25 protein-coding genes are annotated in these 20,646 nt (G+C 64.6%); 20 read left to right on the top strand and 5 right to left on the bottom strand.

Going from position 1 to position 20,646, the window contains the following annotated elements; translation table 11 throughout:
• Positions 1 to 7: 7 nt before the first annotated feature.
• Genes rplI through rpsF form a run of 3 tightly spaced genes read right to left on the bottom strand, consistent with a single transcriptional unit; the run spans position 8 to position 1,241 of the window.
• Positions 8 to 619, bottom strand: coding sequence for a 50S ribosomal protein L9 (rplI, locus tag ACXAEH_RS04315; protein WP_475031249.1), 612 nt, complete (start codon positions 617 to 619; stop codon positions 8 to 10).
• A 12-nt stretch (positions 620 to 631) separates the two neighbouring features.
• Positions 632 to 859 carry a 30S ribosomal protein S18 gene (rpsR, locus tag ACXAEH_RS04320; protein ID WP_005982441.1) on the bottom strand — a complete coding sequence of 76 codons (228 nt, stop codon included), beginning with the start codon at positions 857 to 859 and terminating at the stop codon, positions 632 to 634.
• 28 nt (positions 860 to 887) lie between these two features.
• Positions 888 to 1,241: a 30S ribosomal protein S6 gene (rpsF, locus tag ACXAEH_RS04325; protein ID WP_475031250.1), complete on the bottom strand. Its 354-nt coding sequence runs from the start codon at positions 1,239 to 1,241 to the stop codon at positions 888 to 890.
• Between the two features lie 306 nt (positions 1,242 to 1,547).
• Here rpsF and ACXAEH_RS04330 point away from each other — a divergent pair, with 306 nt between their 5' ends.
• The 4 genes from ACXAEH_RS04330 (at position 1,548) to ACXAEH_RS04345 (ending at position 3,882) form a co-directional block, all read left to right on the top strand.
• Positions 1,548 to 2,081: a hypothetical protein gene (locus ACXAEH_RS04330; RefSeq protein ID WP_475031251.1), complete on the top strand. Its 534-nt coding sequence runs from the start codon at positions 1,548 to 1,550 to the stop codon at positions 2,079 to 2,081.
• A gap of 158 nt (positions 2,082 to 2,239) precedes the next feature.
• Positions 2,240 to 2,818: a YceI family protein gene (locus tag ACXAEH_RS04335; protein ID WP_475031252.1), complete on the top strand. Its 579-nt coding sequence runs from the start codon at positions 2,240 to 2,242 to the stop codon at positions 2,816 to 2,818.
• 188 nt (positions 2,819 to 3,006) lie between these two features.
• Positions 3,007 to 3,327 carry a hypothetical protein gene (locus ACXAEH_RS04340; protein WP_475031253.1) on the top strand — a complete coding sequence of 107 codons (321 nt, stop codon included), beginning with the start codon at positions 3,007 to 3,009 and terminating at the stop codon, positions 3,325 to 3,327.
• 123 nt (positions 3,328 to 3,450) lie between these two features.
• Entirely contained in the window at positions 3,451 to 3,882 is a 432-nt protein-coding gene (locus ACXAEH_RS04345; protein WP_475031254.1) for a GNAT family N-acetyltransferase, read from the top strand.
• A gap of 150 nt (positions 3,883 to 4,032) precedes the next feature.
• On the opposite strand, the gene ACXAEH_RS04350 is transcribed toward ACXAEH_RS04345, so the two are convergent.
• On the bottom strand, positions 4,033 to 5,304 hold the full coding sequence (locus ACXAEH_RS04350; RefSeq protein WP_475031255.1) for a cytochrome b/b6 domain-containing protein: 1,272 nt from the start codon (positions 5,302 to 5,304) through the stop codon (positions 4,033 to 4,035).
• A gap of 179 nt (positions 5,305 to 5,483) precedes the next feature.
• Between ACXAEH_RS04350 and fabD the strand changes: the two genes are divergently transcribed.
• From fabD to ACXAEH_RS04370, 4 genes are all read left to right on the top strand, one after another.
• Positions 5,484 to 6,416 (top strand): ACP S-malonyltransferase, encoded by a 933-nt coding sequence (gene fabD, locus ACXAEH_RS04355; protein ID WP_475031256.1) that lies wholly within the window; start codon positions 5,484 to 5,486, stop codon positions 6,414 to 6,416.
• Between the two features lie 86 nt (positions 6,417 to 6,502).
• Positions 6,503 to 7,240, top strand: a complete 738-nt coding sequence (fabG, locus tag ACXAEH_RS04360; protein WP_475031257.1) for a 3-oxoacyl-ACP reductase FabG — start codon at positions 6,503 to 6,505, stop codon at positions 7,238 to 7,240.
• Positions 7,241 to 7,658: 418 nt separating this feature from the next.
• The gene (locus tag ACXAEH_RS04365) at positions 7,659 to 7,892 is read left to right on the top strand and encodes an acyl carrier protein (RefSeq protein ID WP_005982462.1); all 234 of its coding nucleotides are present in this window, start codon (positions 7,659 to 7,661) and stop codon (positions 7,890 to 7,892) included.
• A gap of 241 nt (positions 7,893 to 8,133) precedes the next feature.
• On the top strand, positions 8,134 to 8,877 hold the full coding sequence (locus tag ACXAEH_RS04370) for a 1-(5-phosphoribosyl)-5-[(5-phosphoribosylamino)methylideneamino]imidazole-4-carboxamide isomerase (protein WP_475031258.1): 744 nt from the start codon (positions 8,134 to 8,136) through the stop codon (positions 8,875 to 8,877).
• Positions 8,878 to 8,991: 114 nt separating this feature from the next.
• Here the strand turns inward: ACXAEH_RS04370 and ACXAEH_RS04375 are convergent, their stop codons facing one another.
• Complete coding sequence (locus ACXAEH_RS04375) at positions 8,992 to 9,879, bottom strand: PilZ domain-containing protein (RefSeq protein ID WP_475031259.1); 888 nt, start codon at positions 9,877 to 9,879, stop codon at positions 8,992 to 8,994.
• Between the two features lie 840 nt (positions 9,880 to 10,719).
• Here ACXAEH_RS04375 and fabF point away from each other — a divergent pair.
• The 12 genes from fabF (at position 10,720) to ACXAEH_RS04435 (ending at position 20,643) form a co-directional block, all read left to right on the top strand.
• A complete protein-coding gene (fabF, locus tag ACXAEH_RS04380) occupies positions 10,720 to 11,985 on the top strand; it encodes a beta-ketoacyl-ACP synthase II (protein ID WP_475031260.1) in 1,266 nt (421 codons plus the stop codon).
• The gene (mltG, locus tag ACXAEH_RS04385; RefSeq protein ID WP_475031261.1) at positions 11,985 to 13,142 is read left to right on the top strand and encodes an endolytic transglycosylase MltG; all 1,158 of its coding nucleotides are present in this window, start codon (positions 11,985 to 11,987) and stop codon (positions 13,140 to 13,142) included. The genes fabF and mltG overlap by 1 nt, the downstream gene beginning before the upstream one ends.
• Before the next feature lie 432 nt (positions 13,143 to 13,574).
• Entirely contained in the window at positions 13,575 to 13,952 is a 378-nt protein-coding gene (locus tag ACXAEH_RS04390; RefSeq protein ID WP_475031262.1) for a recombinase, read from the top strand.
• Positions 13,939 to 15,231 (top strand): DNA-packaging protein, encoded by a 1,293-nt coding sequence (locus tag ACXAEH_RS04395; protein ID WP_475031263.1) that lies wholly within the window; start codon positions 13,939 to 13,941, stop codon positions 15,229 to 15,231. Before ACXAEH_RS04390 ends, ACXAEH_RS04395 begins: the two co-directional genes overlap by 14 nt.
• Positions 15,232 to 15,466: 235 nt before the next feature.
• Positions 15,467 to 16,672 (top strand): phage portal protein, encoded by a 1,206-nt coding sequence (locus ACXAEH_RS04400; protein ID WP_475031264.1) that lies wholly within the window; start codon positions 15,467 to 15,469, stop codon positions 16,670 to 16,672.
• Entirely contained in the window at positions 16,665 to 16,889 is a 225-nt protein-coding gene (locus tag ACXAEH_RS04405) for a GTA head formation protein, RCAP_rcc01685 family (protein ID WP_024090123.1), read from the top strand. Before ACXAEH_RS04400 ends, ACXAEH_RS04405 begins: the two co-directional genes overlap by 8 nt.
• Positions 16,890 to 16,915: 26 nt before the next feature.
• The gene (locus ACXAEH_RS04410) at positions 16,916 to 17,476 is read left to right on the top strand and encodes an HK97 family phage prohead protease (protein ID WP_475031265.1); all 561 of its coding nucleotides are present in this window, start codon (positions 16,916 to 16,918) and stop codon (positions 17,474 to 17,476) included.
• A gap of 15 nt (positions 17,477 to 17,491) precedes the next feature.
• A complete protein-coding gene (locus tag ACXAEH_RS04415; RefSeq protein WP_475031266.1) occupies positions 17,492 to 18,673 on the top strand; it encodes a phage major capsid protein in 1,182 nt (393 codons plus the stop codon).
• A gap of 178 nt (positions 18,674 to 18,851) precedes the next feature.
• The gene (locus ACXAEH_RS04420; RefSeq protein ID WP_475031267.1) at positions 18,852 to 19,451 is read left to right on the top strand and encodes a head-tail connector protein; all 600 of its coding nucleotides are present in this window, start codon (positions 18,852 to 18,854) and stop codon (positions 19,449 to 19,451) included.
• Positions 19,448 to 19,780 carry a head-tail adaptor protein gene (locus ACXAEH_RS04425; protein WP_475031268.1) on the top strand — a complete coding sequence of 111 codons (333 nt, stop codon included), beginning with the start codon at positions 19,448 to 19,450 and terminating at the stop codon, positions 19,778 to 19,780. The genes ACXAEH_RS04420 and ACXAEH_RS04425 overlap by 4 nt, the downstream gene beginning before the upstream one ends.
• Positions 19,777 to 20,184, top strand: coding sequence for a DUF3168 domain-containing protein (locus ACXAEH_RS04430; RefSeq protein WP_475031269.1), 408 nt, complete (start codon positions 19,777 to 19,779; stop codon positions 20,182 to 20,184). Before ACXAEH_RS04425 ends, ACXAEH_RS04430 begins: the two co-directional genes overlap by 4 nt.
• A gap of 45 nt (positions 20,185 to 20,229) precedes the next feature.
• Positions 20,230 to 20,643 (top strand): phage major tail protein, TP901-1 family, encoded by a 414-nt coding sequence (locus ACXAEH_RS04435; RefSeq protein ID WP_475031270.1) that lies wholly within the window; start codon positions 20,230 to 20,232, stop codon positions 20,641 to 20,643.
• The last annotated feature ends 3 nt before the right edge of the window (positions 20,644 to 20,646 follow it).

Consider the following 20,646-nt stretch of genomic DNA (forward strand, 5'->3'; position numbering starts at 1 on the left):
GAAAGGATCAGTTGGTTTCTTCGCCAGCGGCTTCAGCTGCCGGTGCGTCGTCGTCGTCAGACGCAGCAGAGCCGATATCGTCGAACAGTTCGGCGATCTCGTATTCAGCAGCGGCTTCCTCTTCGGCGGCCAGCTCCTGGATCGATTTGCCGGATGCCTGCAGCTCGGCTTCTTCTGCCGAACGGGCAACGTTCATCTTGATCTCGACTTCGACTTCCGGGTGCAGCTTCACGGCGACCGAGTGCAGGCCCAGTTCCTTGATCGGAGCGATCAGGGCGACCTGTTTCTTGTCGATGGTGAAACCGTCCGCGGTGGCCGCATCAGCAGCGTCGCGCGGGGTGACGGAGCCGTACAGCGCGCCCGCGTCCGATGCGGAGCGAATCACGATGAACTGCTGGCCGTCCAGCTTCTCTGCCAGGGCCTCGGCTTCTTTCTTGGTCTCCAGGTTGCGCGCTTCCAGCTGCGCTTTCTGGGCCTCAAAAGAGGCGATATTGGCCTCGGATGCGGTTTTTGCCTTGCCCTGCGGCAGCAGGAAGTTGCGGGCATAACCGGGTTTGACGTCGACGACGTCGCCCATCTGGCCCAGCTTTGCAACGCGCTCAAGAAGGATAACTTGCATCTGCTTATCTCCTTACTTCACGGCGTAGGGCAGCAGGGCGAGGAAGCGGGCGCGCTTGATAGCACGGGCCAGCTCACGCTGCTTCTTGGCCGAAACGGCGGTGATGCGCGAAGGCACGATCTTGCCGCGCTCAGAGATGTAGCGCTGCAGCAGACGGGTGTCTTTGTAATCGATCTTCGGCGCGTTGTCGCCCGAGAACGGGCAAACCTTGCGGCGGCGGAAAAACGGTTTGGCTGCCATGATTTAGCGTCCTTTTCTCAAGCGTTGATCAGCGGCGCTCGCGACGGCCGTCGCGTTCGTCGCGCTTCTGCATCTGGACCGAAGGGCCCTCGGCGTGCTCGTCGACCTTGATGGTCAGGACGCGCATCACGTCATCATGCAGACGCATCAGGCGCTCCATTTCCTGCACGGCAGACGCGGGTGCGTCGGTGCGCAGGAAGGCATAGTGGCCCTTGCGGTTCTTGTTGATCTTGTAGGCCATCGTCTTGACGCCCCAGTACTCGTTGTCGACCAGCTTGCCGCCGTTGTCGGACAGAACAGCACCGAAGTGTTCAATAAGGCCTTCTGCTTGCGAGTTGGACAGGTCCTGACGCGCAATCATGACATGCTCATAGAGTGGCATGCGAACTCCTGTTTGTGTCTAGGCGCATTTCATAGACCGGGCATTTGCTGCTTCCGCTGCCAGGTCACGAGAGGCTGCGCGGATCGAAAGAGGTGCGGAAGCAGGCCCCCTATACAGGCTGAGGCCGAAAGAGCAAGGTCAAACCGCAGGTTCCGGACGTCTGGAGGGATACGCCGCGGCTTTACCGCAGGCTCGCCTCATTCATGCCCAATTGCAGTTCTTCAACTATTAACGAAGCCTTAACGCGGAAAACCGCCGCGGCACCGGGGAAATTCCGGCGCAGGCAGCTTGAGAAAGGGCAGGCCCATGGCACTGACAGATCAAACCCCTCCGCAGGTGTCCCGGGTTCCCGGGGCCGGCAAATTCAGCGCTGCGGCCCGTGCGGTGCCGCTCAGCCTGAGAGTGGAGGCAAACTGGAAGGTCCGGGTTGTGCTGCTGCGGGTGCTCGGCGCGGCGATGATCCTCAGCTCCACCGGGCTGTGGCTGGCGCCCGGGGCCGGGGCAGATCCGGATACGAACCTGATCCGGTTCGGGATTTCCGTTGCCTTCCTGCTGACCGGGCTGGTGCTGATGACCGCCCATGAGCCGGCCAACCAGCCTGAGGCCTGCTTCGATCCGGTGCGCCGGGAGCTGCGGGTGCTGCAGCGCGACAGCCGCGGCCGCCCGCGCACCGTCCTGCGCCGCAGCTATGACACCCTGGGCGGGGTGCGGCTCACTGCCGCCACCGTGCAGATGTTCGAGACCGACGGCAGCCTGCTGATCGAGCTGCCGGTGGCCTCGGCCGCGATGCGCAGCCATCTGCGCGACCAGCTGAGCGGCGCGGTGCGGATTCTGTCCTGAACAGGGTTGCACGCGCGGGCAGGCGGGTTCCGTCGCTTTATTCGCCGGGTTTTTTGTTCGCCGGTTCACAGATACTGTTGGATTTTGCGGGCTTCCCCTTTGGGAAGCCTGCCCCCACATCTGATGCCACATGAAGTGAACAGACGGAGCCATTCCCCATGAAAAAGACATTGCTTGCCGCCGCCCTGGCCGCCGCTGCTGCAACCGGTGCTGCCGCAGCGCCCGAAAAATATGTTCTCGACGCCAGCCACAGCCAGATCCTTTTTGATTACAACCACCTGGGTTATTCGACCACCTGGGGCATGTTCTCCGGCTTTGAGGGCGAGATCATGTTCGATCAGGACAACCCGGCGGCTTCCTCCGTTTCGGTCTCGATGCCGCTTGCCATGATGTTCACCGGCTGGCAGGCCCGGTTCGACCACTTCATGACCAAGGATTTCTTTGATGCGGCGGAGGATGAAACTGTCAGCTTCTCTTCCACTGCGATCGAAGTCACTGGCGAAAACACTGCCAAGATCTCCGGAGACCTGACCCTGAACGGCGTGACCAAGCCGGTGGTGCTGGACGCACAATTGAACCAGGCTGGCGAGCACCCGATGGCCAAGAAACCCTGGGCCGGGTTCGACGCAACCGCCACTGTGCTGCGCTCCGACTTCAACCTCGGCCAGTTTGCGCCCTTCGTCAGCGACGAGGTGAACATCAAGATCTCGATTGAGGCAATGAAAGCCGAAGGCTGAGCCTCCGCCCGTTGAGCAAGGCCGCCGGTCTCTAGCGGGCCGGCGGTTTCTTGTGCCTGAACCCAGGCCAGGCCGGCTGTTCCCGGCTGAATACGCCTCCCCAAAGCGTGACAGGAGTTCATTGGCCACCAGCCGCGCTCCGGTGCATCCTGAAGACGGCCCCTCGGCCACCCCGGAAAGGAGGCACCATGTTCCGCTTAGGCTATCTTACATCGGCCGGCGCGGCTTTGGCGCTGGCCATCAACCTGGCATACACGCCGCCTGCAGCCGCCCATGGCTCCGGAGACGACGCCGCCCGCGCGATTGCCGGGCTGATTACCCTGGGCATCATCGTCAAGAGCCTGGACGACCGCAAACACCGCCACAGCAGCCACAGCTATTCCTATCAGCCGCGCAGTTCCTACCACCCGCACCGGCCGCGGCACCGCGCCGGGCACCACCGTCACTACCACCGCGGCATTCACCGTCACCGCACCCGGCATGGCGGCTATTACCGGCACCGGCATTGATCGCTGTTATAGGTTGATCGATCCCTGAATGTTGCAGCCGATGAGTGTTGCCAGCTTTGCCGCCGCCGTGCAAGAACCCCGGCAGATACCGGCAGATACCGGCAGGGGCAAGGGAGGCGGATGATGGCAGCAGGCAAGATCTCAGCCGGGGAAATCCGGTACAGGCGGTCAGACGCGGCAGACGTGCAGCAGATCTTTGATTTGGTTCGCGCCTCGGTCGCGCCGCTGGCGCCTGACCCCTATCCGCAACAGGTTGTGGACAGCTGGATGGCGGGCCGGGTGCCTGCGGGCTTTGCCCATGGCGAGCCGGGCGAGGTCAAACGCCTGTTTGTTGCCGCCGGGCATACCGGCAAAGGCGCGGGGGCGGGGCTGATGCAGCGCGCCTTGGCGGATGCCCTGCCGGATGGGCGCGGGCATGTGCGGATCGAGGCGACGCTGAACGCGGTGCCCTTTTATGCGCAATGGGGATTTGCCGAGACCGGGCGCGGCGTGTTTCCGGGCCGGGATCCCGGCTTGCCGCAGATCGATGTGGCGATCCTGGAACGGACCTTCTGAACGGCACCAGCTGAATGGCGCAGGCGCTGTCCGCGAAACGGCAAAGCGCCGCGCGTCAGCGCGGCGCCGGGCCCAAGGCTGCCAGGGGCTCCGGCACAGCCGGTGCGCCTGGCAGGCGCGGGAGGGCCGCGCCCGCACATGGGGCTGGGATCACTCGGACTTGCTGGCCTCCAGCTCCACTGCAACATCCACGGCAAAACCCAGTGAGCTTTCATCCGGCAGGCTCTTGCCGACGCCGAAGTCCAGCCGGTTCAGCGTCAAACCGCCGGCCATCCGCGCAGCGCCGCCCTCCAGTTCCAGCGTGAAGGGCAGGGTGGCGGGCACTGTCTGGCCCTTGATCGTCAGCGTGCCAACAGCCTGGTAACCCTCCGCCAGCTTTTCGATGTCCGCCTTGAACAGGGCTGTGGGGAAATTGGCGCTGTCGAAATAGTCAGCTCCCATCGCCTGGCTCGCGACCGACCCCAGTTCCAGCGACGGGATGGCAATGGCCACTTCCACGTCGCCGGCCGGACCCGGAGCGGCAGGTTCCTCGAAGTTGATCACCGCAGTCCATTCGCCAAAGCTGCCCTGGATAACGCTGCCCATCTGGGTGACGGAGATCCCCAGCGTGCCGGACTGGACTGCCCAGGCGCCTGCGGGCGCCGCCGCCGCAACAACGGGCGCTGCGGTGCCGGTTGTGCTGCCGCCCTCATTAGCATGGGCTTCCGCAGGGTCGTGGCCGTGGCCGCCAAACACGCCGATCGCAGCACCGCCGCCCAAGGCGCCGGCCCAAACCATCAAAGCCGCCGCCAGCGGTGCCAGGCTGTGGCTTTGCGCGGGCGGTTCCGGGAGGTCGCCGCTGCCCGGCAGCATCCGCCGCAGCGTGGAATCACGGTCGATCACATGGTGCTTCAGCGCGCCTGCAACATGCAGCCCCAGCGAGGCGGCCAGGGTCCAGACCAGCACCCAATGCAACCCGGCAAAGACACCGGCCACCGCTTCGGATTTCGGCACAAACGGCAGGCTCTGCCCGAACGGCCACCAGATCGGCGCAAAGCCGCTGGTCGCCGCATGGTGGATCCAGCCGCTCAGCGGCACCGCCGCCAGCGAGCCATAAAGCAGCCAATGCACCATCTCCGCCGCCAGCGCCTCTGCCTTGCGGTCCGGATGCAGCAGCCCGGGCTTGGGCTGGCGCAGCGCCCACAGAATGCGCAGCAGCGCCGTGAAGAACACAGTAACACCGATCGTTTTATGCAGCGAAAACAGCAGCGTGGCCCGCTCGATCACATCCTGGCTGCCGTCAAACCCGGGGCTTTGAATCTCCTGCGCCAGCTCATTGGCGAAATAGCCCAGCGGGAAAGCCGAGAAGATCAGCAGGGCGGTCAGCCAATGAAACGTCTTGGCGACGCTGCCATAGCTTTGAAAGGTGTTCTGGCGGGGCATGGGACATTGGGTCCTTTTGTGTTCGGAAGGTGCTCTCAACCTAGCAACACCTCAGCTCCGTTCAATATTCGCGCGCCCTTCATTCCTGCACAGGTTTGGTGCGCAACGTGCAGCTTTGCTTGTACGCATGGGAAAGGGCCGTTACATCAGGCAAAACGCTAAAACAGACGAGGTCTTCAATGACGATCGCATTCGTGTTCCCCGGGCAGGGCGCCCAGACCATCGGCATGGGCAAGGCGCTGGCCGATGCCTATCCGGCCGCCAAGGCCGTCTTTGACGAGGTGGACGAGGCGCTGGGAGAGAAGCTGAGCCAGCTGATCTGGGAAGGTGAGATAGAAACACTGACCCTGACCCAGAACGCGCAGCCCGCGCTGATGGCCACCTCCATGGCCGCGATGCGCGCGCTGGAGGCCGAGGGAGTCACAATTGAAAAAGCCTCGTTCGTTGCGGGCCATTCGCTTGGCGAATATTCCGCGCTGGCTGCTGCCGGTGCGATTTCGGTTGCGGACACCGCGCGCCTGCTGCGCACCCGCGGCCTGGCGATGCAAAGCGCCGTGCCGGTGGGCGAGGGCGCGATGGCGGCAATCCTGGGCCTGGACTTGGAAGCCGTGCGCGCGGTGGCCGAAGAAGCCGCGCAGGGCGAAGTCTGCCAGGCTGCCAACGACAATGATCCGACCCAGGTCGTGGTTTCAGGTGCCAAGGCCGCGGTAGAGCGCGCAGCAGTGATCGCCAAGGAAAAAGGTGCAAAGCGCGCGGTGATGCTGCCGGTCTCCGCACCGTTCCATTGCGCCCTGATGCAGCCGGCGGCTGATGCGATGGCCGAAGCGCTGGCCGGCGTCGGTATCAAATCCCCGGCAGTGCCGCTGATTGCCAACGTCCGCGCCGATGCGGTCACCAGCCCCGATGAGATCCGCCAGCTGCTGGTCGAGCAGGTCACCGGCTCGGTGCGCTGGCGCGAAAGCGTGCAGGCAATGGGCGCCAAGGGCGTGACCGAATTCTGGGAGATCGGCGCAGGCAAAGCCCTGTCCGGCATGATCCGCAAGATCGACCGGGCGCTGGCTTGCCGCCAGGTGAGCACCCCGGAAGACGCGCAAGCCGCGGCCGCAGGGTAACCGGAATTTTGCAAAAAATTCCGGCCCGTTTTCCGTGCCGGAAAACGGCGCCTGTGGCGGGCCGGAGCGTTCAAAAAGGAAACGACATGTTTGATTTGACTGGCAAGAATGCCCTGGTGACCGGTGCGTCCGGCGGCATCGGCGGCGAGATCGCACGTGCGCTGCACGCAGCCGGCGCCTCCGTTGCGCTGTCCGGCACCCGCGAAGAGCCGCTGAAGGCGCTGGCCGCAGAACTGGGCGAGCGCGCCCATGTGGCGACCTGCAACCTGTCCGACCCGGAGTCGGTCGAAGCGCTGCCGAAACAGGCGGCGGAGGCGATGGGCTCCGTCGACATCCTGGTGAACAACGCCGGCATCACCCGCGACAATCTTTTCATGCGCATGAAGGACGAGGAATGGCAGAGCGTGCTGGACGTGAACCTCACCTCCACCATGCGCCTGTGCCGCGGTGTGCTGCGCGGCATGATGAAGGCCCGCTGGGGCCGCATCATCAACATCTCTTCCGTTGTCGGCGCCACCGGCAACCCGGGCCAGGGCAACTATGCCGCCTCCAAGGCCGGCATGGTCGGCATGTCCAAATCGCTGGCCTATGAGGTCGCCAACCGCGGCATCACCGTGAACGCGGTTGCGCCGGGTTTCATTGCCACCGCGATGACCGACAAGCTGAACGACACCCAGAAAGATGCGATCCTGACCCAGATCCCTGCCGGCCGGATGGGAGAATCGAAGGAAATCGCCTCTGCCGTGCTGTATCTGGCCAGCCAGGAAGCCGGCTATGTCACCGGCACAACGCTGCATGTGAACGGCGGCATGGCAATGATCTGAGCGCGCAGCGGGTCTGCTGCGCGCAAAGCCCTGCAGGTCTTCTGCGGGGCTTTTTCACTCCCGGCACCAGGGCTCCGGCCGCCCCCTGCAGCCGGTTTCCGCCGCCAAGCGATTGAAAAGCGGTGAATTTGCGAAAAAATTCACGCCTTGCTCTTGCAAGGACTTGATTGCGGGGCCATCTGCACGCTTCATAGCGGCCAGGCGCGGGCTGCCGCGGCTCAGGTGACCAAGCGAAACCGTTTGCCTTGGCCGCGGTCTATGTTATAGGCGGCCCATATTCGCGCAGGCCTTTCCTAACGGAAACGCCGCACTGTCCCCGCCCGGCGGGGATCACACCGCCCGCTCCGGGCAAAAACCACGCCGCCCGAACGGGCAAGGGCAGAACCGGGCAGAGTGCCCTGAAAGACGAGGAAGAGACATGAGCGACGTCGCAGATCGCGTTAAGAAGATCGTTGTTGAGCACCTGGGTGTTGAAGAAGACAAAGTCACCGAAAACGCCTCCTTCATCGACGATCTGGGCGCAGACAGCCTGGACACCGTTGAACTGGTGATGGCGTTTGAAGAAGAGTTCGGCATCGAGATCCCGGACGACGCAGCCGAGACCATCCAGACCTTCGGCGACGCGGTCAAGTTCATCTCCGAAGCGTCCTGAACCACGCTTCCGGATGACCGGAACAAGCGGCGTCTTCCCAGCGGGGAAGGCGCCGTTTTCTTTTGCCGGCTGCAAGCGATTCTGCTGCCGCGGCGATCTGGCCAGCCGATCCTGTTTGCGCTATCGGCAGCGCCCTTCTAAGCGCCGCAATCTGGGCGTAAATTCGCAGGATGCGCCGTATCGGTCCCGGGTAACTGTGCTAAGCTCTCCTCAAGAGGCAAAAACAGAGGAGATAGGCACTATGATGATTTACCCCACGATGGAGATTCAGAACGGCCGCTGCGTGACCCTCGAAAAAGGCCGCTTGGACGAGCCGCAGATCTGGCATGTGGACCCGGTCGAAACCGCCAAGGGCTTTGCCGCCGCGGGTGCGGAATGGATGCATGTGACTGATTTCAATGCGATTGAGGGCGATTACAGCAATGAAGAGCTGATCGGCGATATCATCCGCGGCGCCGGCATTCCGGTGCAGCTGGGCGGCGGCATGCGCTCGCGCGAGCATGTCGAGCAATGGATCGACAAAGGCGCCGGGCGGATTGTGATCGGCACCCTGGCGGCGCGCGATCCGCAATTGGTGCAGGAACTGGCCAAGCATCACCCCGACCAGATCGTGCTGGCGGTCGATGTGTACCAGGGCCAGGTGATGACCGATGGCTGGCGCCAGGCCGGGGCGATTTCGCCGGCAGATTTCATCGCGGCCTTCGACACCGCGCCGCTGGCGGGAATCATTGTAACCGACATCGACAGCGACATGTCCGATCTCGAGGCCCAGCTTGGCCTGATTTCCGGCTTGGCCGAAAAATCGCGCACCCCGGTGATTGCCCATGGGGTGGTGCGCAGCTCGGATGACATCTCGCGGCTGAAATATATCTACAACATTTCCGGCGCCATGGTGGGCCGGGCGCTGTTCCGGAAGTCTCTGACGGTCGAGGAAGCGCTTGCCGTTGCGCGCCCTGAACCGGAGCCTGTTGCGGAACTGCAGTAAAGCAATCAGCCCGCTGCCGCCGGTTTTTGGACCGGCGGACCGCTCATCCAGGCACCGGGCCGCTCAGCTTTCGCCGGGCGGCCCTTTGCTGCCGGCAGGCGGAGGGTGATGCTGTCAGGCCCCCAGGCCCGGCGGCTCCCGGGACACACCGCGGGGCGCATCCGTGTCTTCCATCGGGAAGGCCTCAAGCAGGCGGTGCAGCTGCAGGAAGTTGAAATCCTTGGAAAATTGCACGCCGATGTAGTCCGCGGTCTGCCAGCGCACCTGCGCTGCAACCGTGTGCCCGCCAAAACTGAGCGTGACCCGCCCCGGAACCTCGCAGGGCGTATCCGGGTGGACCTTGGCGCCGGCCCGGCTCAGGTCCACCAGCTGGGCCGGAATCGTCCGCGCTCCGGCCTGAAGTGTGCAGGGAACCGCACAGGGGTAGCGTTTGGTGCGGCGGATCTTGCGGATGCCGATGCGGTCCAGGAAATAGAGCACGCTGCCGCCCAGAACCAGGAAGGACAGCCAGGCAATGGCGGCATTGATCATCTGCTGGCGCTGGCGGGCATCATCGGCGGCCACGGCGACCAGTTTGCTGCCGTTGCCCGCTTCCTTCACCTGGTCGCAGGGCAGCGCCTCCACCTGGGTGCCGAAATCCGCAGTCAAGTCGTGCACCCCCATGTGGCGGGCGCTTTCCAGGGCAACTGCACGGCCCTGGCTTGACAGGATCTTCAGCAGCGCCTTCTGTTTTTGCAGAAGCTGCAGAGTGCCGGCTTCCACGGATTGAATGCCAACGGCCCGCATGCGCTGGCGCAGCGGGGCAGGCGGGTGGGTGCGGAGCCAGCTTTGCAAAGCTTGCACGTGATAAGACCCCTGGCCGGAGCCAAGGTAGGAGAGAAACCCCTTGGAGGCCCGGTGCAGATTCGACAGGTCCCGGTGGACGGCACAGCTGGCGCTGGCAAGGCCCGGCAATAGGGAGGCAGCCAGCAGGAGAGCCGCAATGTGAAGCCATTGACGCATGGCGGAGTCGTTCCTTCATTCCTTCCAGGCAAAATTATGGCGCAGAGATCCGAATTAGCGGTTAACGCCGCGGATGATTCCGGTTCCGGAGTACTCCCGCCAGCGCGTCCGGCTTCTTGCCAGAAGCCGGCGGTTCTGTTGGGCCCGGCGCCGCCCATCAGGGCGGCGCGCACCGCGCCGCGGCGCGGTGCCATGCCCAAGGCCGCCAGGACGGTCAGCCCGCTGATCGTCCGCGGGCGCGGGAGCACGCTGTTTTCCATCGCGTCCGGAAAAAATCTGCCGGGCCGGCCGCGGGTCTGCCGCTGTTGCGCCAAGGCGGGGGGGCTTCAATTGGCGGCCGGTTCAGGCTTTCTGTAATCCAGCGCCGCGTCATTTGGCGCAGGATCCTTTAATGCTGCGCCGATGGTGCGCGAACGGCAATTGCGCAGAGGGAATGCTGAGACGACGGCGCGGGACCAGCCATGACGCAGGAGTTTTGAGCGCGACGGGACTGGCGGAGGTAAAACGGCTGAATTGCAGGGGGGACGGATCCGCAAGGGGCTAATGATTGGGACCTGACCCAATGTCCGAACCGTGGCGGAGGGGCAGAAAAACGGGCTGGAGCAAAATTGGCCCAGATCTCCAGCCCGCTGTGGCATTCCTGGAGGACGGAAGCCAAGTTGATTTAATGTGGTATGGTCAACTTACGGGAGATTGGTTAAGCAAGTATTCCCGCAACTTAATTTTCCCGCAAAAATCCGCCTGCCGCAGGGTCAACTCCCTGCTTAGCCCGCTCTTGCACCCGCGGGGCATTCCAAGCTATTTGGACGGACGGATTGCCGAGGCAAAGGAGAGCAAGGAATGCGTCGAGTAGTAGTCACCGGACTGGGCCTGGTCACCCCGCTGGCCAGCGGTGTTGAAGAAACCTGGTCGCGGCTGCTGGACGGCCAGTCGGGCGCTGGTCCGATCACCCTGTTTGATGCCGAAGCCAGCGGCGTCACCACCACCTACGCCTGCGAAGTTCCGCGCGGCGACGGCACCGGGGGCTCTTTCAACCCGGATGACTGGGTGATCAAGAAAGAGCAGAAGAAGATCGACGACTTCATCCTCTATGGTATTGCTGCCGCCGATATGGCCGTGCGCGATGCGGGCTGGACCCCCGAGGACGAGGACAGCCGCCTGCGCACCGGCGTGATGATCGGCTCCGGAATCGGCGGGTTGTCGTCGATCGCCGACACTGCCGTGATGATCAAGGAAAAAGGCCCCCGCCGGGTGTCGCCGTTCTTCATCCCCGGCGCGCTGATCAACCTGATCTCGGGCCAGGTGTCGATCCGGTTCGGCTTCAAGGGTCCGAACCACTCAGTTGTGACCGCCTGTTCCACCGGCGCCCACGCCATCGGCGACGCGGCCCGGCTGATCAAATCCGGCGACGCCGACGTGATGATCGCAGGCGGTGCGGAATTGGCAATCTGCGAAATCGGCATCGCCGGCTTCAACGCCTGCAAGGCACTGTCGACCAAACGCGCAGACGACCCCAAGGCGGCCTCGCGCCCCTATGACGCCGACCGTGACGGTTTTGTCATGGGCGAAGGTGCCGGTGTTGTGGTGCTGGAAGACTATGAGCACGCCAAGGCCCGCGGTGCCAAGATCTATGCCGAGGTGCTGGGCTACGGCCTGTCGGGCGACGCCTATCACATCACCGCGCCTTCCGAGGACGGCGAAGGCGGCGAGCGCTCGATGAAGGCAGCGCTGAAGAACGCCGGCCTGGAACCCTCGGCGATTGATTACATCAACGCCCACGGCACCTCGACCATGGCCGACACCATTGAACTGGGCGCGGTCGAACGCTTGCTGGGCGATCACGCAGGCAATGTCACCATGTCCTCGACCAAATCCGCAACCGGCCACCTGCTGGGCGCGGCCGGCGCGATCGAGGCGATCTTCTCGATCCTGGCGATCCGCGACCAGGTCGCTCCGCCGACCATCAACCTGGACAATCCGGCGGTTGATACCGCGGTCGACCTGGCGCCCAACGCCAAGCGCGAGCGCAAGATCGAGGTGGCGCTGTCCAACTCCTTTGGCTTTGGCGGCACCAACGCCTCCGTGATCTTCGGAAAGTCTGAGTAATGTGGCGCAGCCTCGCCTCCAATATGCTGACGGTCCTCATTGCGGCGCTGTTCCTTCTGGGCGGCTTCATCCTGTGGGGCAAATCGCAATACACCGCTGAAGGGCCGTTGGAGACGGCGATCTGCCTGCGGGTGGAGCGGGGCTCGAATATGACACGGGTGAGCCGCGACCTGGAAACCCAGGGCGCGGTCGCCTCCGGCACCCTGTTCCGGCTGGGCGCCAAATACAGCGAGAAGACCGGCCAGCTGAAGGCCGGCAGTTTCCTGGTGGAACCCGGCGCCTCGATGGAGCAGATCGTCAGCCGGATCACCACCTCCGGCGCCTCCACCTGCGGCACCGAGATCGTCTACCGCATCGGTGTGACCCGCACCCAGGCTGAAGTGCGCGAGCTGGATCCCGCGACAAACAAGTTCACGGAAAAAGCCGAATTCATCCTTGGAACAGATGAGGTCCCGGCGGAATACACCGAAACCCGCCAGGACAGCGACACCCGTTACCGCATTGCACTGGCTGAAGGCGTGACCAGCTGGCAGGTGGTCGAAGCGCTGAAGGCGATGGATGTGCTGGCGGGCGATGCGGGCGAGCGCCCGGCCGAAGGGCTGCTGGCGCCGGACAGCTATGAGGTCACCCCGGGCACCAAACGTGCGGATGTTCTGGCCGAGATGCAGGAACGCCAGCTCTTGCGTGTCAATGCCGCCTGGGAGGGCCGCTCTGCCGATGCGGCGGTCCAAACACCGGAGGAGATGCTGATTCTCGCCTCGATCATCGAGAAGGAAACCGGTGTGGCTTCCGAGCGCGGCGTGGTGGCTTCTGTCTTTACCAACCGCTTGAACCGCGGCATGCGGCTGCAGACCGACCCGACGGTGATCTATGGCGTGACCAAAGGCGAAGGCGTTCTGGGCCGCGGCCTGCGTCAAAGCGAGCTGCGCCGCGCAACCCCCTGGAACACCTATGTGATCGAGGGCTTGCCGCCGACCCCCATTGCCAACCCCGGGGTGGAGAGCCTGGAAGCTGCGGTGAACCCGGATGCGACCGGGTACATCTTCTTTGTTGCGGATGGCACCGGGGGCCATGCCTTTGCCGAGACCCTGCAGGAGCACAACCGCAACGTCGCCAAATGGCGCGAGATCGAAGCCCAGAAGCAGCAAAACAACTGATGCCGTCCACCCGGCGGAGACCGGGCGTGCAAAGGGCGCCCTGGTGCGCCCTTTTTTGAAGAGAATTTTCCTGCTGCCCCGGCGGGCTCTGCTGTGCGGTGTTGCCTAACATCCGGCCAAAGCGGAAGATTGGCGGTGCAGCGCCGCTCAGTCTTAAGAAAGAGTTTCCACGGAATTCTTCAAACGTCTTAACAAATTGCTAGATGCAGGGTTCCTGGTGCGCGGGCTTTGCCCGGCGGCGGGACGGGCTCAGGTGCTTAAAATTGTTGGGATTATTTTTTCACCCTGCCACATACAGCTTGACATTTAGAAGTTTTTCGTGTATAGGTTGTGTTGCAGCTGGAAGAAACAAGGACGGACCCGGGTGATACGACCGGCGGCCGTCTTCTTTCTCTCGTGCGGGTCAACCACGCATGAGACAGGCAACACCCAATGACAAAACACCAGACCGGGCAGGCTGGGCAGGACGGTGGCCCCGTCCTCCAAAGGCAGGTCCTTTACACGGCGGATCTGCTGCGCTCGCTGCAGGACACGATCCACCGCCTGCGCAATGAAGCAGAAGAACTGCGGGAGCAGCTCGAAATCAATGGCACCGATGAAAGCACCGGTGGCAAAAGCCAGGTCGCTAAACTCAGCGATCTGATCCGGGACTGTCAGAAAGTTGGGAAAACCATTGCAGAACAAAGCGCCGATTTCGCCCGTATGCTCAACGCCGAACATGAACTCGACTTTGACGCCGCCCGCAGAGAAGTCGAAAGCCGCCTTTCTGGCATCCGTGCCGTGTTTTCTCCAGGAGATGTTTCTGGATGAGCTGAAGGGCAAACCGCTGTGCGCCTTGCCGCATCTGTTCGACTTCTGGGCGCTGGCCCATCAGCATCCGCCGGAAGGCGCCTGGCGCGCCTGGGTGATCCTGGGCGGCCGCGGCGCGGGCAAGACCCGGGCGGGCGCCGAATGGGTCCGCGCGCAAGTGGAAGGCGCGCGGCCGCATGATCCCGGCATCGCGCGCAGGGTGGCGCTGGTCGGCGAGACCTATGACCAGGTGCGCGACGTGATGATCCACGGCGACAGCGGTATCCTGGCCTGCTCGCCGCCGGACCGGCGGCCCAAGTGGAAGGCGTCAGAGCGCAAGCTCACCTGGCCGAACGGCGCCGAGGCACAGGCGTTTTCCGCCAGCGACCCCGAAGCCCTTCGCGGCCCCCAGTTCGATGCCGCCTGGGCGGATGAGCTGGCCAAGTGGAAGAAGGGGCAGGAGTGCTGGGACATGCTGCAGTTTGCCCTGCGCCTGGGGCGCGACCCGCGCGCCTGCGTCACTACCACGCCGCGCAACGCGCCGGTGCTGAAACGGCTGCTGGCGTCGCCCAGCACTGTCCGCACCCACGCGCCGACCGAGGCCAACAGCGCCAACCTCGCCCCCTCCTTCATCGCGGAAATGCGGGCCCGTTATGCCGGCACGCGGCTGGGGCGGCAGGAACTGGATGGGGTGATGCTGTCGGATGTGCGGGGGGCCCTTTGGACCACGGCCGGGCTGGAGGCGGCGCAGGCATCTGATGCCCCGCCGCTGGATCGGATTGTGGTCGCCGTCGACCCGGCGGTGAGCGCGGGCAAATCCTCCGACGCTTGCGGCATCGTCGTGGCCGGTGCCGTCACCCGCGGCACGCCGCAGGACTGGCAGGCCTATGTGCTTGCCGATTGCACGGTGCAGGGCGTCGGGCCGCTGGCCTGGGCGCAGGCGGTGATCGCCGCCCGCGACCGCTATGGTGCGGAGCGGGTGGTGGCAGAGGTCAACCAGGGCGGCGCCCTGGTGGAGACGGTACTGCGCCAGACGGACCCGCTGGTGCCCTTCCGGGCATTGCATGCACGCAAAGGCAAGGCGGCACGGGCAGAGCCTGTGGCGGCCCTCTACGAGCAGGGCCGGGTCCGCCATCTGCCGGGGCTGGCAGACCTGGAGGAACAGATGTGCCAGATGACCCCGCAGGGGTTCCGGGGGCAGGGATCTCCTGACCGGCTGGACGCGCTGGTCTGGGCCTTGCACGAGCTGATCATTGCCCCGGCGGCGCACCACCGGATGCCGCAGGTCCGGATGCTGTAACAGCCCCGCAAGGCCGCGCCCGCGGCTGGAAATACCCGCTTGCAACCCATGAACCGCCTGCCGTTTGGCAGGCGGTTTTTGTTTGAAATCAATTCGGTAGGCCGGGGTGTTGCGTCATGTGCGTACGCACCCCTCGGCAAATCTTCAGGCCTTTCTGTCATTAATCATCCTCAGCAAAGGCGCATTGGCCACCACGGCCGGAAGGCGCCGGATCCTGAGGAACAAGGAGCGGACAATGGTCTTTGACCTGCTGCGGCGCAACAAGCCCGAAACCACAGAGACTCCGCTGGAGCAGAAAGCCAGCCAGACCGCCCGCGTGGTGTCCTGGCAGGGCGCAGGCCGTGTCGCCTGGAGCCCGCGCGACAGCGTGTCCCTGACCCGCAGCGGCTTTGCCGGCAATCCGGTCGGCCACCGGGTGATCCGTATGATTGCCGAGGCCGCCGCCGCGGTGCCGCTGGTGCTGCAGGACAGCCGCCAGCGTTTTGACAGCCACCCCTGGCTGGCGCTGCTGGCCCGCCCCAACCCGGCGCAGGGCCAGGCAGAGCTGCTGGAAGCGCTCTATGGCCACCTGCTGCTGTCGGGCAACGCCTATATTGAGGCGGTGGCCTCGGACACCGGCACTCCGGTGGAACTGCATGTGCTGCGCTCCGACCGGATGAGCGTGGTGCCGGGGCCGGACGGCTGGCCCGCCGGCTTCGAATACACCGTGGGCGCCCGCAAGCACCGGTTCACCGTCGACGGGACGCAATCGCCGGTCTGCCACATCAAGAGCTTCCACCCTCAGGACGACCATTACGGGTTGTCGCCGCTGCAATCCGCAGCCATGGCGATTGATGTCCACAACGCGGCGTCGCGCTGGTCCAAGGCGCTGCTGGACAACGCGGCGCGGCCTTCGGGTGCGCTGGTCTGGAAAGGATCTGACGGAAACGGGCAGATGTCCCAAGATCAATTCCGCAATCTAAGCGACCAGATTCAGGAAAATTTCCAAGGTGCCCGCAATGCAGGCCGCCCCATGGTTCTGGAAGGCGGGCTGGACTGGAAACCGATGGGGTTCTCGCCCTCGGACATGGAGTTCCAAAAGACCAAGGACACCGCCGCCCGCGAGATCGCGCTGGCCTTCGGGGTGCCGCCGATGCTGCTGGGCATCCCCGGCGATGCCACCTACGCCAACTACCAGGAGGCCAACCGCGCCTTTTACCGGCTGACGGTGCTGCCGCTGGTGGCCAAGGTCACCGCCGCGCTGGCCGATTGGCTGACCGGCTGGACCGGCGAGGCGCTGAGCCTGAAACCCGACCTCGACCAGCTGCCAGCGCTGGCGGCTGAGCGCGAGGCGCAGTGGCGGCGGGTGTCCACCGCAGACTTCCTCACCACCGAAGAGAAACGCCGCTTGCTGGGGCTTCCCGCACAGGCCCCGGCGCAGGAGGGCGGACAGGATGACTGAGCACCCGATGCACGCTTTCGATTGTTCACCGGGGTTGCGCCTGTCCGCCCATGAGCGGGTCGCCCAGATCCAGCACGAAGCAGTGAACCGCCGGCTCGACCGGATCGAGCAGATGATGGAGCGGCTGGAGAAACGGCTGTGGCTCACCGTCTACGGCGTTGCTGCGGTGATCCTGGCGCAGGCCTTCCAATCCTTTCTGACCGTGCAACTGCCGTAACTGCAATAACTTACGAGGCAAATATCATGCAGGGAACACCCCAGCTTGAACATAAATTCGCACGTTTCGGCGAGAATCTCTCGCTGAAGGATGCAACCGAAATCAAGGGTTACGCCAGCCTGTTCGGCCAGACCGATCAGGGCGGCGACGTGGTAGAGCGCGGCGCCTATGCGGCCTCCTTGAAAGCACTCAAGGATCAGGGCCGCACGGTCAAGATGCTGTGGCAGCACGACCCGGCGCAGCCGATCGGGGTCTGGGACGAGGTGCGCGAGGACCAGCGCGGGCTTTACGTCAAGGGCCGCATCCTCACCGCCACCCCCAAGGGCGCCGAAGCCGCCGCGCTGATCGAAGCGGGCGCCATTGACGGCCTCTCGATCGGCTACCGCACCGTGAAATCCACTCGCGGCCAGAGCGGCAGCCGCCATCTGACTCAGGTGGATTTGTGGGAAGTGTCGCTGGTCACCTTCCCGATGCTGCCCACCGCCCGGGTCGCCGCCAAATCCGCAGCTTCCGAGGTCGAGGCGCTGCGCGCATTGGCCGACGGCCTGCGGCAAATCACCAACGGTCTCAAGGCAGGCCAGCCCTAAAACAGGACACCGATCATGAGCAATCAAGACCTCCCGGCAAACACCGGGGATGCAGCGCCCCTGGCGTATGAAGTCAAGCAGGCCATGGCAGGCTTTCTTCATGAATTCAAGGGGTTTCAGGACGACGTGCAATCAAGGCTGAAACAGGCAGAAGAGCGAGTGAACATGCTGGACCGTAAGACAATCTCTCAGAACCGCCCCCATCTGGCCGCAAGCCAGGACGCGGGCGCACCGCATCAGAAGGCGTTCAACGCCTACCTGCGCAGCGGCGACGATGACGGCCTGCGCGGCCTCGAGCTGGAAGGCAAGGCGATGTCCACGGCCGTCAACAGCGACGGCGGCTACCTGGTTGATCCGCAGACCGCAGAGACCGTGAAATCGGTGCTGAGTTCTTCGGCCTCGATCCGTGCGGTGGCCTCGGTGGTGCATGTGGAGGCGACCTCTTACGACGTGCTGATCGACCACACCGAGATGGGCGCCGGCTGGGCGACCGAGACCGACCCGGCGGCGGAGACCGCCACCGGCACCATCGACCGCATCGCCATCCCGCTGCATGAGCTGAGCGCGCTGCCCAAGGCCTCGCAGCGGCTGCTGGACGACAGCGCCTTTGACATCGAAGGCTGGCTGGCCGGCCGCATCGCCGACAAATTCGCCCGCTCCGAGGCGGATGCCTTCATCAACGGCGACGGCATCGACAAGCCCAAGGGTTTCCTGTTCCACCCGGTGGCAGAGAATGACAGCTGGAGCTGGGGCAACCTCGGCTACGTCGTCTCGGGCACCAATGGCGAGGCCGGCAACGGCGACGCGATCATCGACCTGGTCTATGCGCTGGGGGCGGAATACCGCGCCAATGCCACCTTCGTTATGAACTCCAAGACCGCGGGAATGCTGCGGAAACTGAAGGACGCCGATGGCCGCTTCCTGTGGTCGGACGGGCTGGCCGCGGGTGAACCTGCGCGCCTCATGGGCTACCCGGTGCTGATCGCCGAGGACATGCCGGACCCGGCTTCCAACAGCTTCTCCATCGCCTTTGGCGACTTCCAGGCCGGTTATACCATCGCCGAGCGCCCGGACCTGCGCGTGCTGCGCGACCCGTTCAGCGCCAAGCCGCATGTGCTGTTCTATGCCACCAAGCGCGTCGGCGGCGATGTCAGCGATTTTGCCGCGATCAAACTGATGAAATTCGGCACGAGCTAACCGGCTCGCGCTGATGGCGGACCGGCAGCCCGGTCCGCCGGCAGGCACGCCCCCCATAGTCTTCTGCCGTCTAGCTGCTCCCCCTCCGTCCGAGCGGCAGGAGACGGTGCGTGCCTGCCAAACCTGACATGGACATCAGATCAGGGCCGGAACGGGGGACGCCCACAGGAGTGAGATGATGATGCTGAGCGAAGTAACCCCCGTGCCCGAGGCCGCACTGCCGCTGGCCCAGTTCAAGGCGCATCTGCGTCTGGGCACCGGGTTCGGCGAGGACAGCCTGCAGGACGAGGTGCTGTTTGGCTTTCTGCGCGCCGCCCTGGCCGCGATCGAAGCTAGGACCGGCAAGGCGCTGATTACCCGTGACTTTTCCCTTGAGACCCGTCACTGGCGCGACCGGGCGCAGATGGTGCTTCCGATCGCCCCGGTGCAGGCCGTCACCGAAGTGGTCCTGCGCGATGCCGGCGGCAGCGAGACGGTGCTGGCCGCCTCCCTTTACCGGTTGGAGCGCGACAGCCAGACCCCGCGCCTGCGCCCCGCGGGCAGCCTTCTGCCGGCGATCCCGTCCGGCGGTTTGGCCCGGATCGAACTGCAGGCCGGCATGGCTGCGGACTGGGGCGGCTTGCCTGCCGACCTGGGCCAGGCGGTGATGCTGCTGGCGGCGCATTACTACGAATACCGCGCCGACACCGGCCTGCACGGCGGCTGCATGCCCTTTGGCGTCACCAGCCTGATCGAGCGCTACCGCACCCTGCGGCTGACCCTGGGAGGTGTGTCGTGAAACCCCTCCCCAAGCTTTCCCGCCAGCTGATGCTGGAAGACCCGCAGCGCGTCTCTGACGGCGCCGGCGGCTATACTGAGACCTGGGTGGCGCTCGGGACCCTGTGGGCCGAGGTGAAGGCGCTCTCGGGCCGTGTGGCCGGTGACAGTCTGTCTTTGCAGAAATACCGGATTACCCTGCGCTCTTCGCCAGTAGGTTTTGCGTCCCGTCCGCGTCCGGATCAGCGGTTCCGCGAAGGAAATCGGCTCTACCGCATTGATGCGGTTGCGGAATCCGGCCACGGCACCCGCTACCTCACCTGTTTCGCGGTTGAGGAGGTGAGCGGATGACCTATGCCATCGCAGGCGGTTTGCAATCCGCCGTCTACACCCATCTGACCGGAGACGCAGGCCTCACCGCGCTGGTGGGCGGTGCAATCTACGACGCGCTCCCCGCCGGAACCCTGCCGCAGACCTATGTGACGCTTGGCAGCGAAGAGGTGCTGGACCGCTCCGACAAGACTGCGGGCGGCGCCGAGCACCGGTTCTTCATCACCGTCACCACCGACACCGCCGGGTTTGCCGACGCCAAGGCCGCGGCCGCGGCGGTCTGCGACGCGCTGGTGGGGGCCTCGGTGCCGCTGACCCGCGGCCAGCTGACCGGCCTCTGGTTCGACCGGGCCAAGGCCGAGCGTCTCAGCGGCGGCACCCGCCGGATCACCCTGCGCTTCCGGGCGCGCGTGGATGACGTGTGACCTCACCAACACCATCAAACCAATTGAAATACCGGGAGAAACCCCATGACAGTTCAAAACGGCAAGGACCTGTTGGTCAAAGTGGACATGAACGGCGCAGGCCTGTTCGAGACCATCGCCGGCCTGCGCGCCACACGGATCAGCTTCAACGCCGAAAGCGTCGATGTGACCAGCCTCGAAAGCCAGGGCGGCTGGCGTGAATTGCTGGCCGGTGCAGGCGTCCGCTCGGCCAGCATCTCCGGCTCCGGCATCTTTCGTGACGAGGCCACCGACGAACGGGCGCGCCAGCTGTTCTTTGATGGCCTCACGCCGGAGTTCCAGGTGATCATCCCCGATTTCGGCATCGTGCAGGGGGCCTTCCAGGTGACTGCGCTGGAATATGCCGGCAGCCACAATGGCGAGGCAACCTATGAGCTGAGCCTCGCCAGCGCCGGTGCCCTCAGCTTCACGGCGGTCTGATCT

This window comes from Leisingera sp. ABM4_060, from assembly GCF_056158765.1.

Coding starts and splice junctions, on each gene's coding strand:
- rplI (WP_475031249.1), bottom strand. CDS start 619: ATGCAAGTTATCCTTCTTGAGCGCGTTGCAAAGCTGGGCCAGATGGGC.
- rpsR (WP_005982441.1), bottom strand. CDS start 859: ATGGCAGCCAAACCGTTTTTCCGCCGCCGCAAGGTTTGCCCGTTCTCG.
- rpsF (WP_475031250.1), bottom strand. CDS start 1,241: ATGCCACTCTATGAGCATGTCATGATTGCGCGTCAGGACCTGTCCAAC.
- ACXAEH_RS04330 (WP_475031251.1), top strand. CDS start 1,548: ATGGCACTGACAGATCAAACCCCTCCGCAGGTGTCCCGGGTTCCCGGG.
- ACXAEH_RS04335 (WP_475031252.1), top strand. CDS start 2,240: ATGAAAAAGACATTGCTTGCCGCCGCCCTGGCCGCCGCTGCTGCAACC.
- ACXAEH_RS04340 (WP_475031253.1), top strand. CDS start 3,007: ATGTTCCGCTTAGGCTATCTTACATCGGCCGGCGCGGCTTTGGCGCTG.
- ACXAEH_RS04345 (WP_475031254.1), top strand. CDS start 3,451: ATGGCAGCAGGCAAGATCTCAGCCGGGGAAATCCGGTACAGGCGGTCA.
- ACXAEH_RS04350 (WP_475031255.1), bottom strand. CDS start 5,304: ATGCCCCGCCAGAACACCTTTCAAAGCTATGGCAGCGTCGCCAAGACG.
- fabD (WP_475031256.1), top strand. CDS start 5,484: ATGACGATCGCATTCGTGTTCCCCGGGCAGGGCGCCCAGACCATCGGC.
- fabG (WP_475031257.1), top strand. CDS start 6,503: ATGTTTGATTTGACTGGCAAGAATGCCCTGGTGACCGGTGCGTCCGGC.
- ACXAEH_RS04365 (WP_005982462.1), top strand. CDS start 7,659: ATGAGCGACGTCGCAGATCGCGTTAAGAAGATCGTTGTTGAGCACCTG.
- ACXAEH_RS04370 (WP_475031258.1), top strand. CDS start 8,134: ATGATGATTTACCCCACGATGGAGATTCAGAACGGCCGCTGCGTGACC.
- ACXAEH_RS04375 (WP_475031259.1), bottom strand. CDS start 9,879: ATGCGTCAATGGCTTCACATTGCGGCTCTCCTGCTGGCTGCCTCCCTA.
- fabF (WP_475031260.1), top strand. CDS start 10,720: ATGCGTCGAGTAGTAGTCACCGGACTGGGCCTGGTCACCCCGCTGGCC.
- mltG (WP_475031261.1), top strand. CDS start 11,985: ATGTGGCGCAGCCTCGCCTCCAATATGCTGACGGTCCTCATTGCGGCG.
- ACXAEH_RS04390 (WP_475031262.1), top strand. CDS start 13,575: ATGACAAAACACCAGACCGGGCAGGCTGGGCAGGACGGTGGCCCCGTC.
- ACXAEH_RS04395 (WP_475031263.1), top strand. CDS start 13,939: ATGTTTCTGGATGAGCTGAAGGGCAAACCGCTGTGCGCCTTGCCGCAT.
- ACXAEH_RS04400 (WP_475031264.1), top strand. CDS start 15,467: ATGGTCTTTGACCTGCTGCGGCGCAACAAGCCCGAAACCACAGAGACT.
- ACXAEH_RS04405 (WP_024090123.1), top strand. CDS start 16,665: ATGACTGAGCACCCGATGCACGCTTTCGATTGTTCACCGGGGTTGCGC.
- ACXAEH_RS04410 (WP_475031265.1), top strand. CDS start 16,916: ATGCAGGGAACACCCCAGCTTGAACATAAATTCGCACGTTTCGGCGAG.
- ACXAEH_RS04415 (WP_475031266.1), top strand. CDS start 17,492: ATGAGCAATCAAGACCTCCCGGCAAACACCGGGGATGCAGCGCCCCTG.
- ACXAEH_RS04420 (WP_475031267.1), top strand. CDS start 18,852: ATGATGCTGAGCGAAGTAACCCCCGTGCCCGAGGCCGCACTGCCGCTG.
- ACXAEH_RS04430 (WP_475031269.1), top strand. CDS start 19,777: ATGACCTATGCCATCGCAGGCGGTTTGCAATCCGCCGTCTACACCCAT.
- ACXAEH_RS04435 (WP_475031270.1), top strand. CDS start 20,230: ATGACAGTTCAAAACGGCAAGGACCTGTTGGTCAAAGTGGACATGAAC.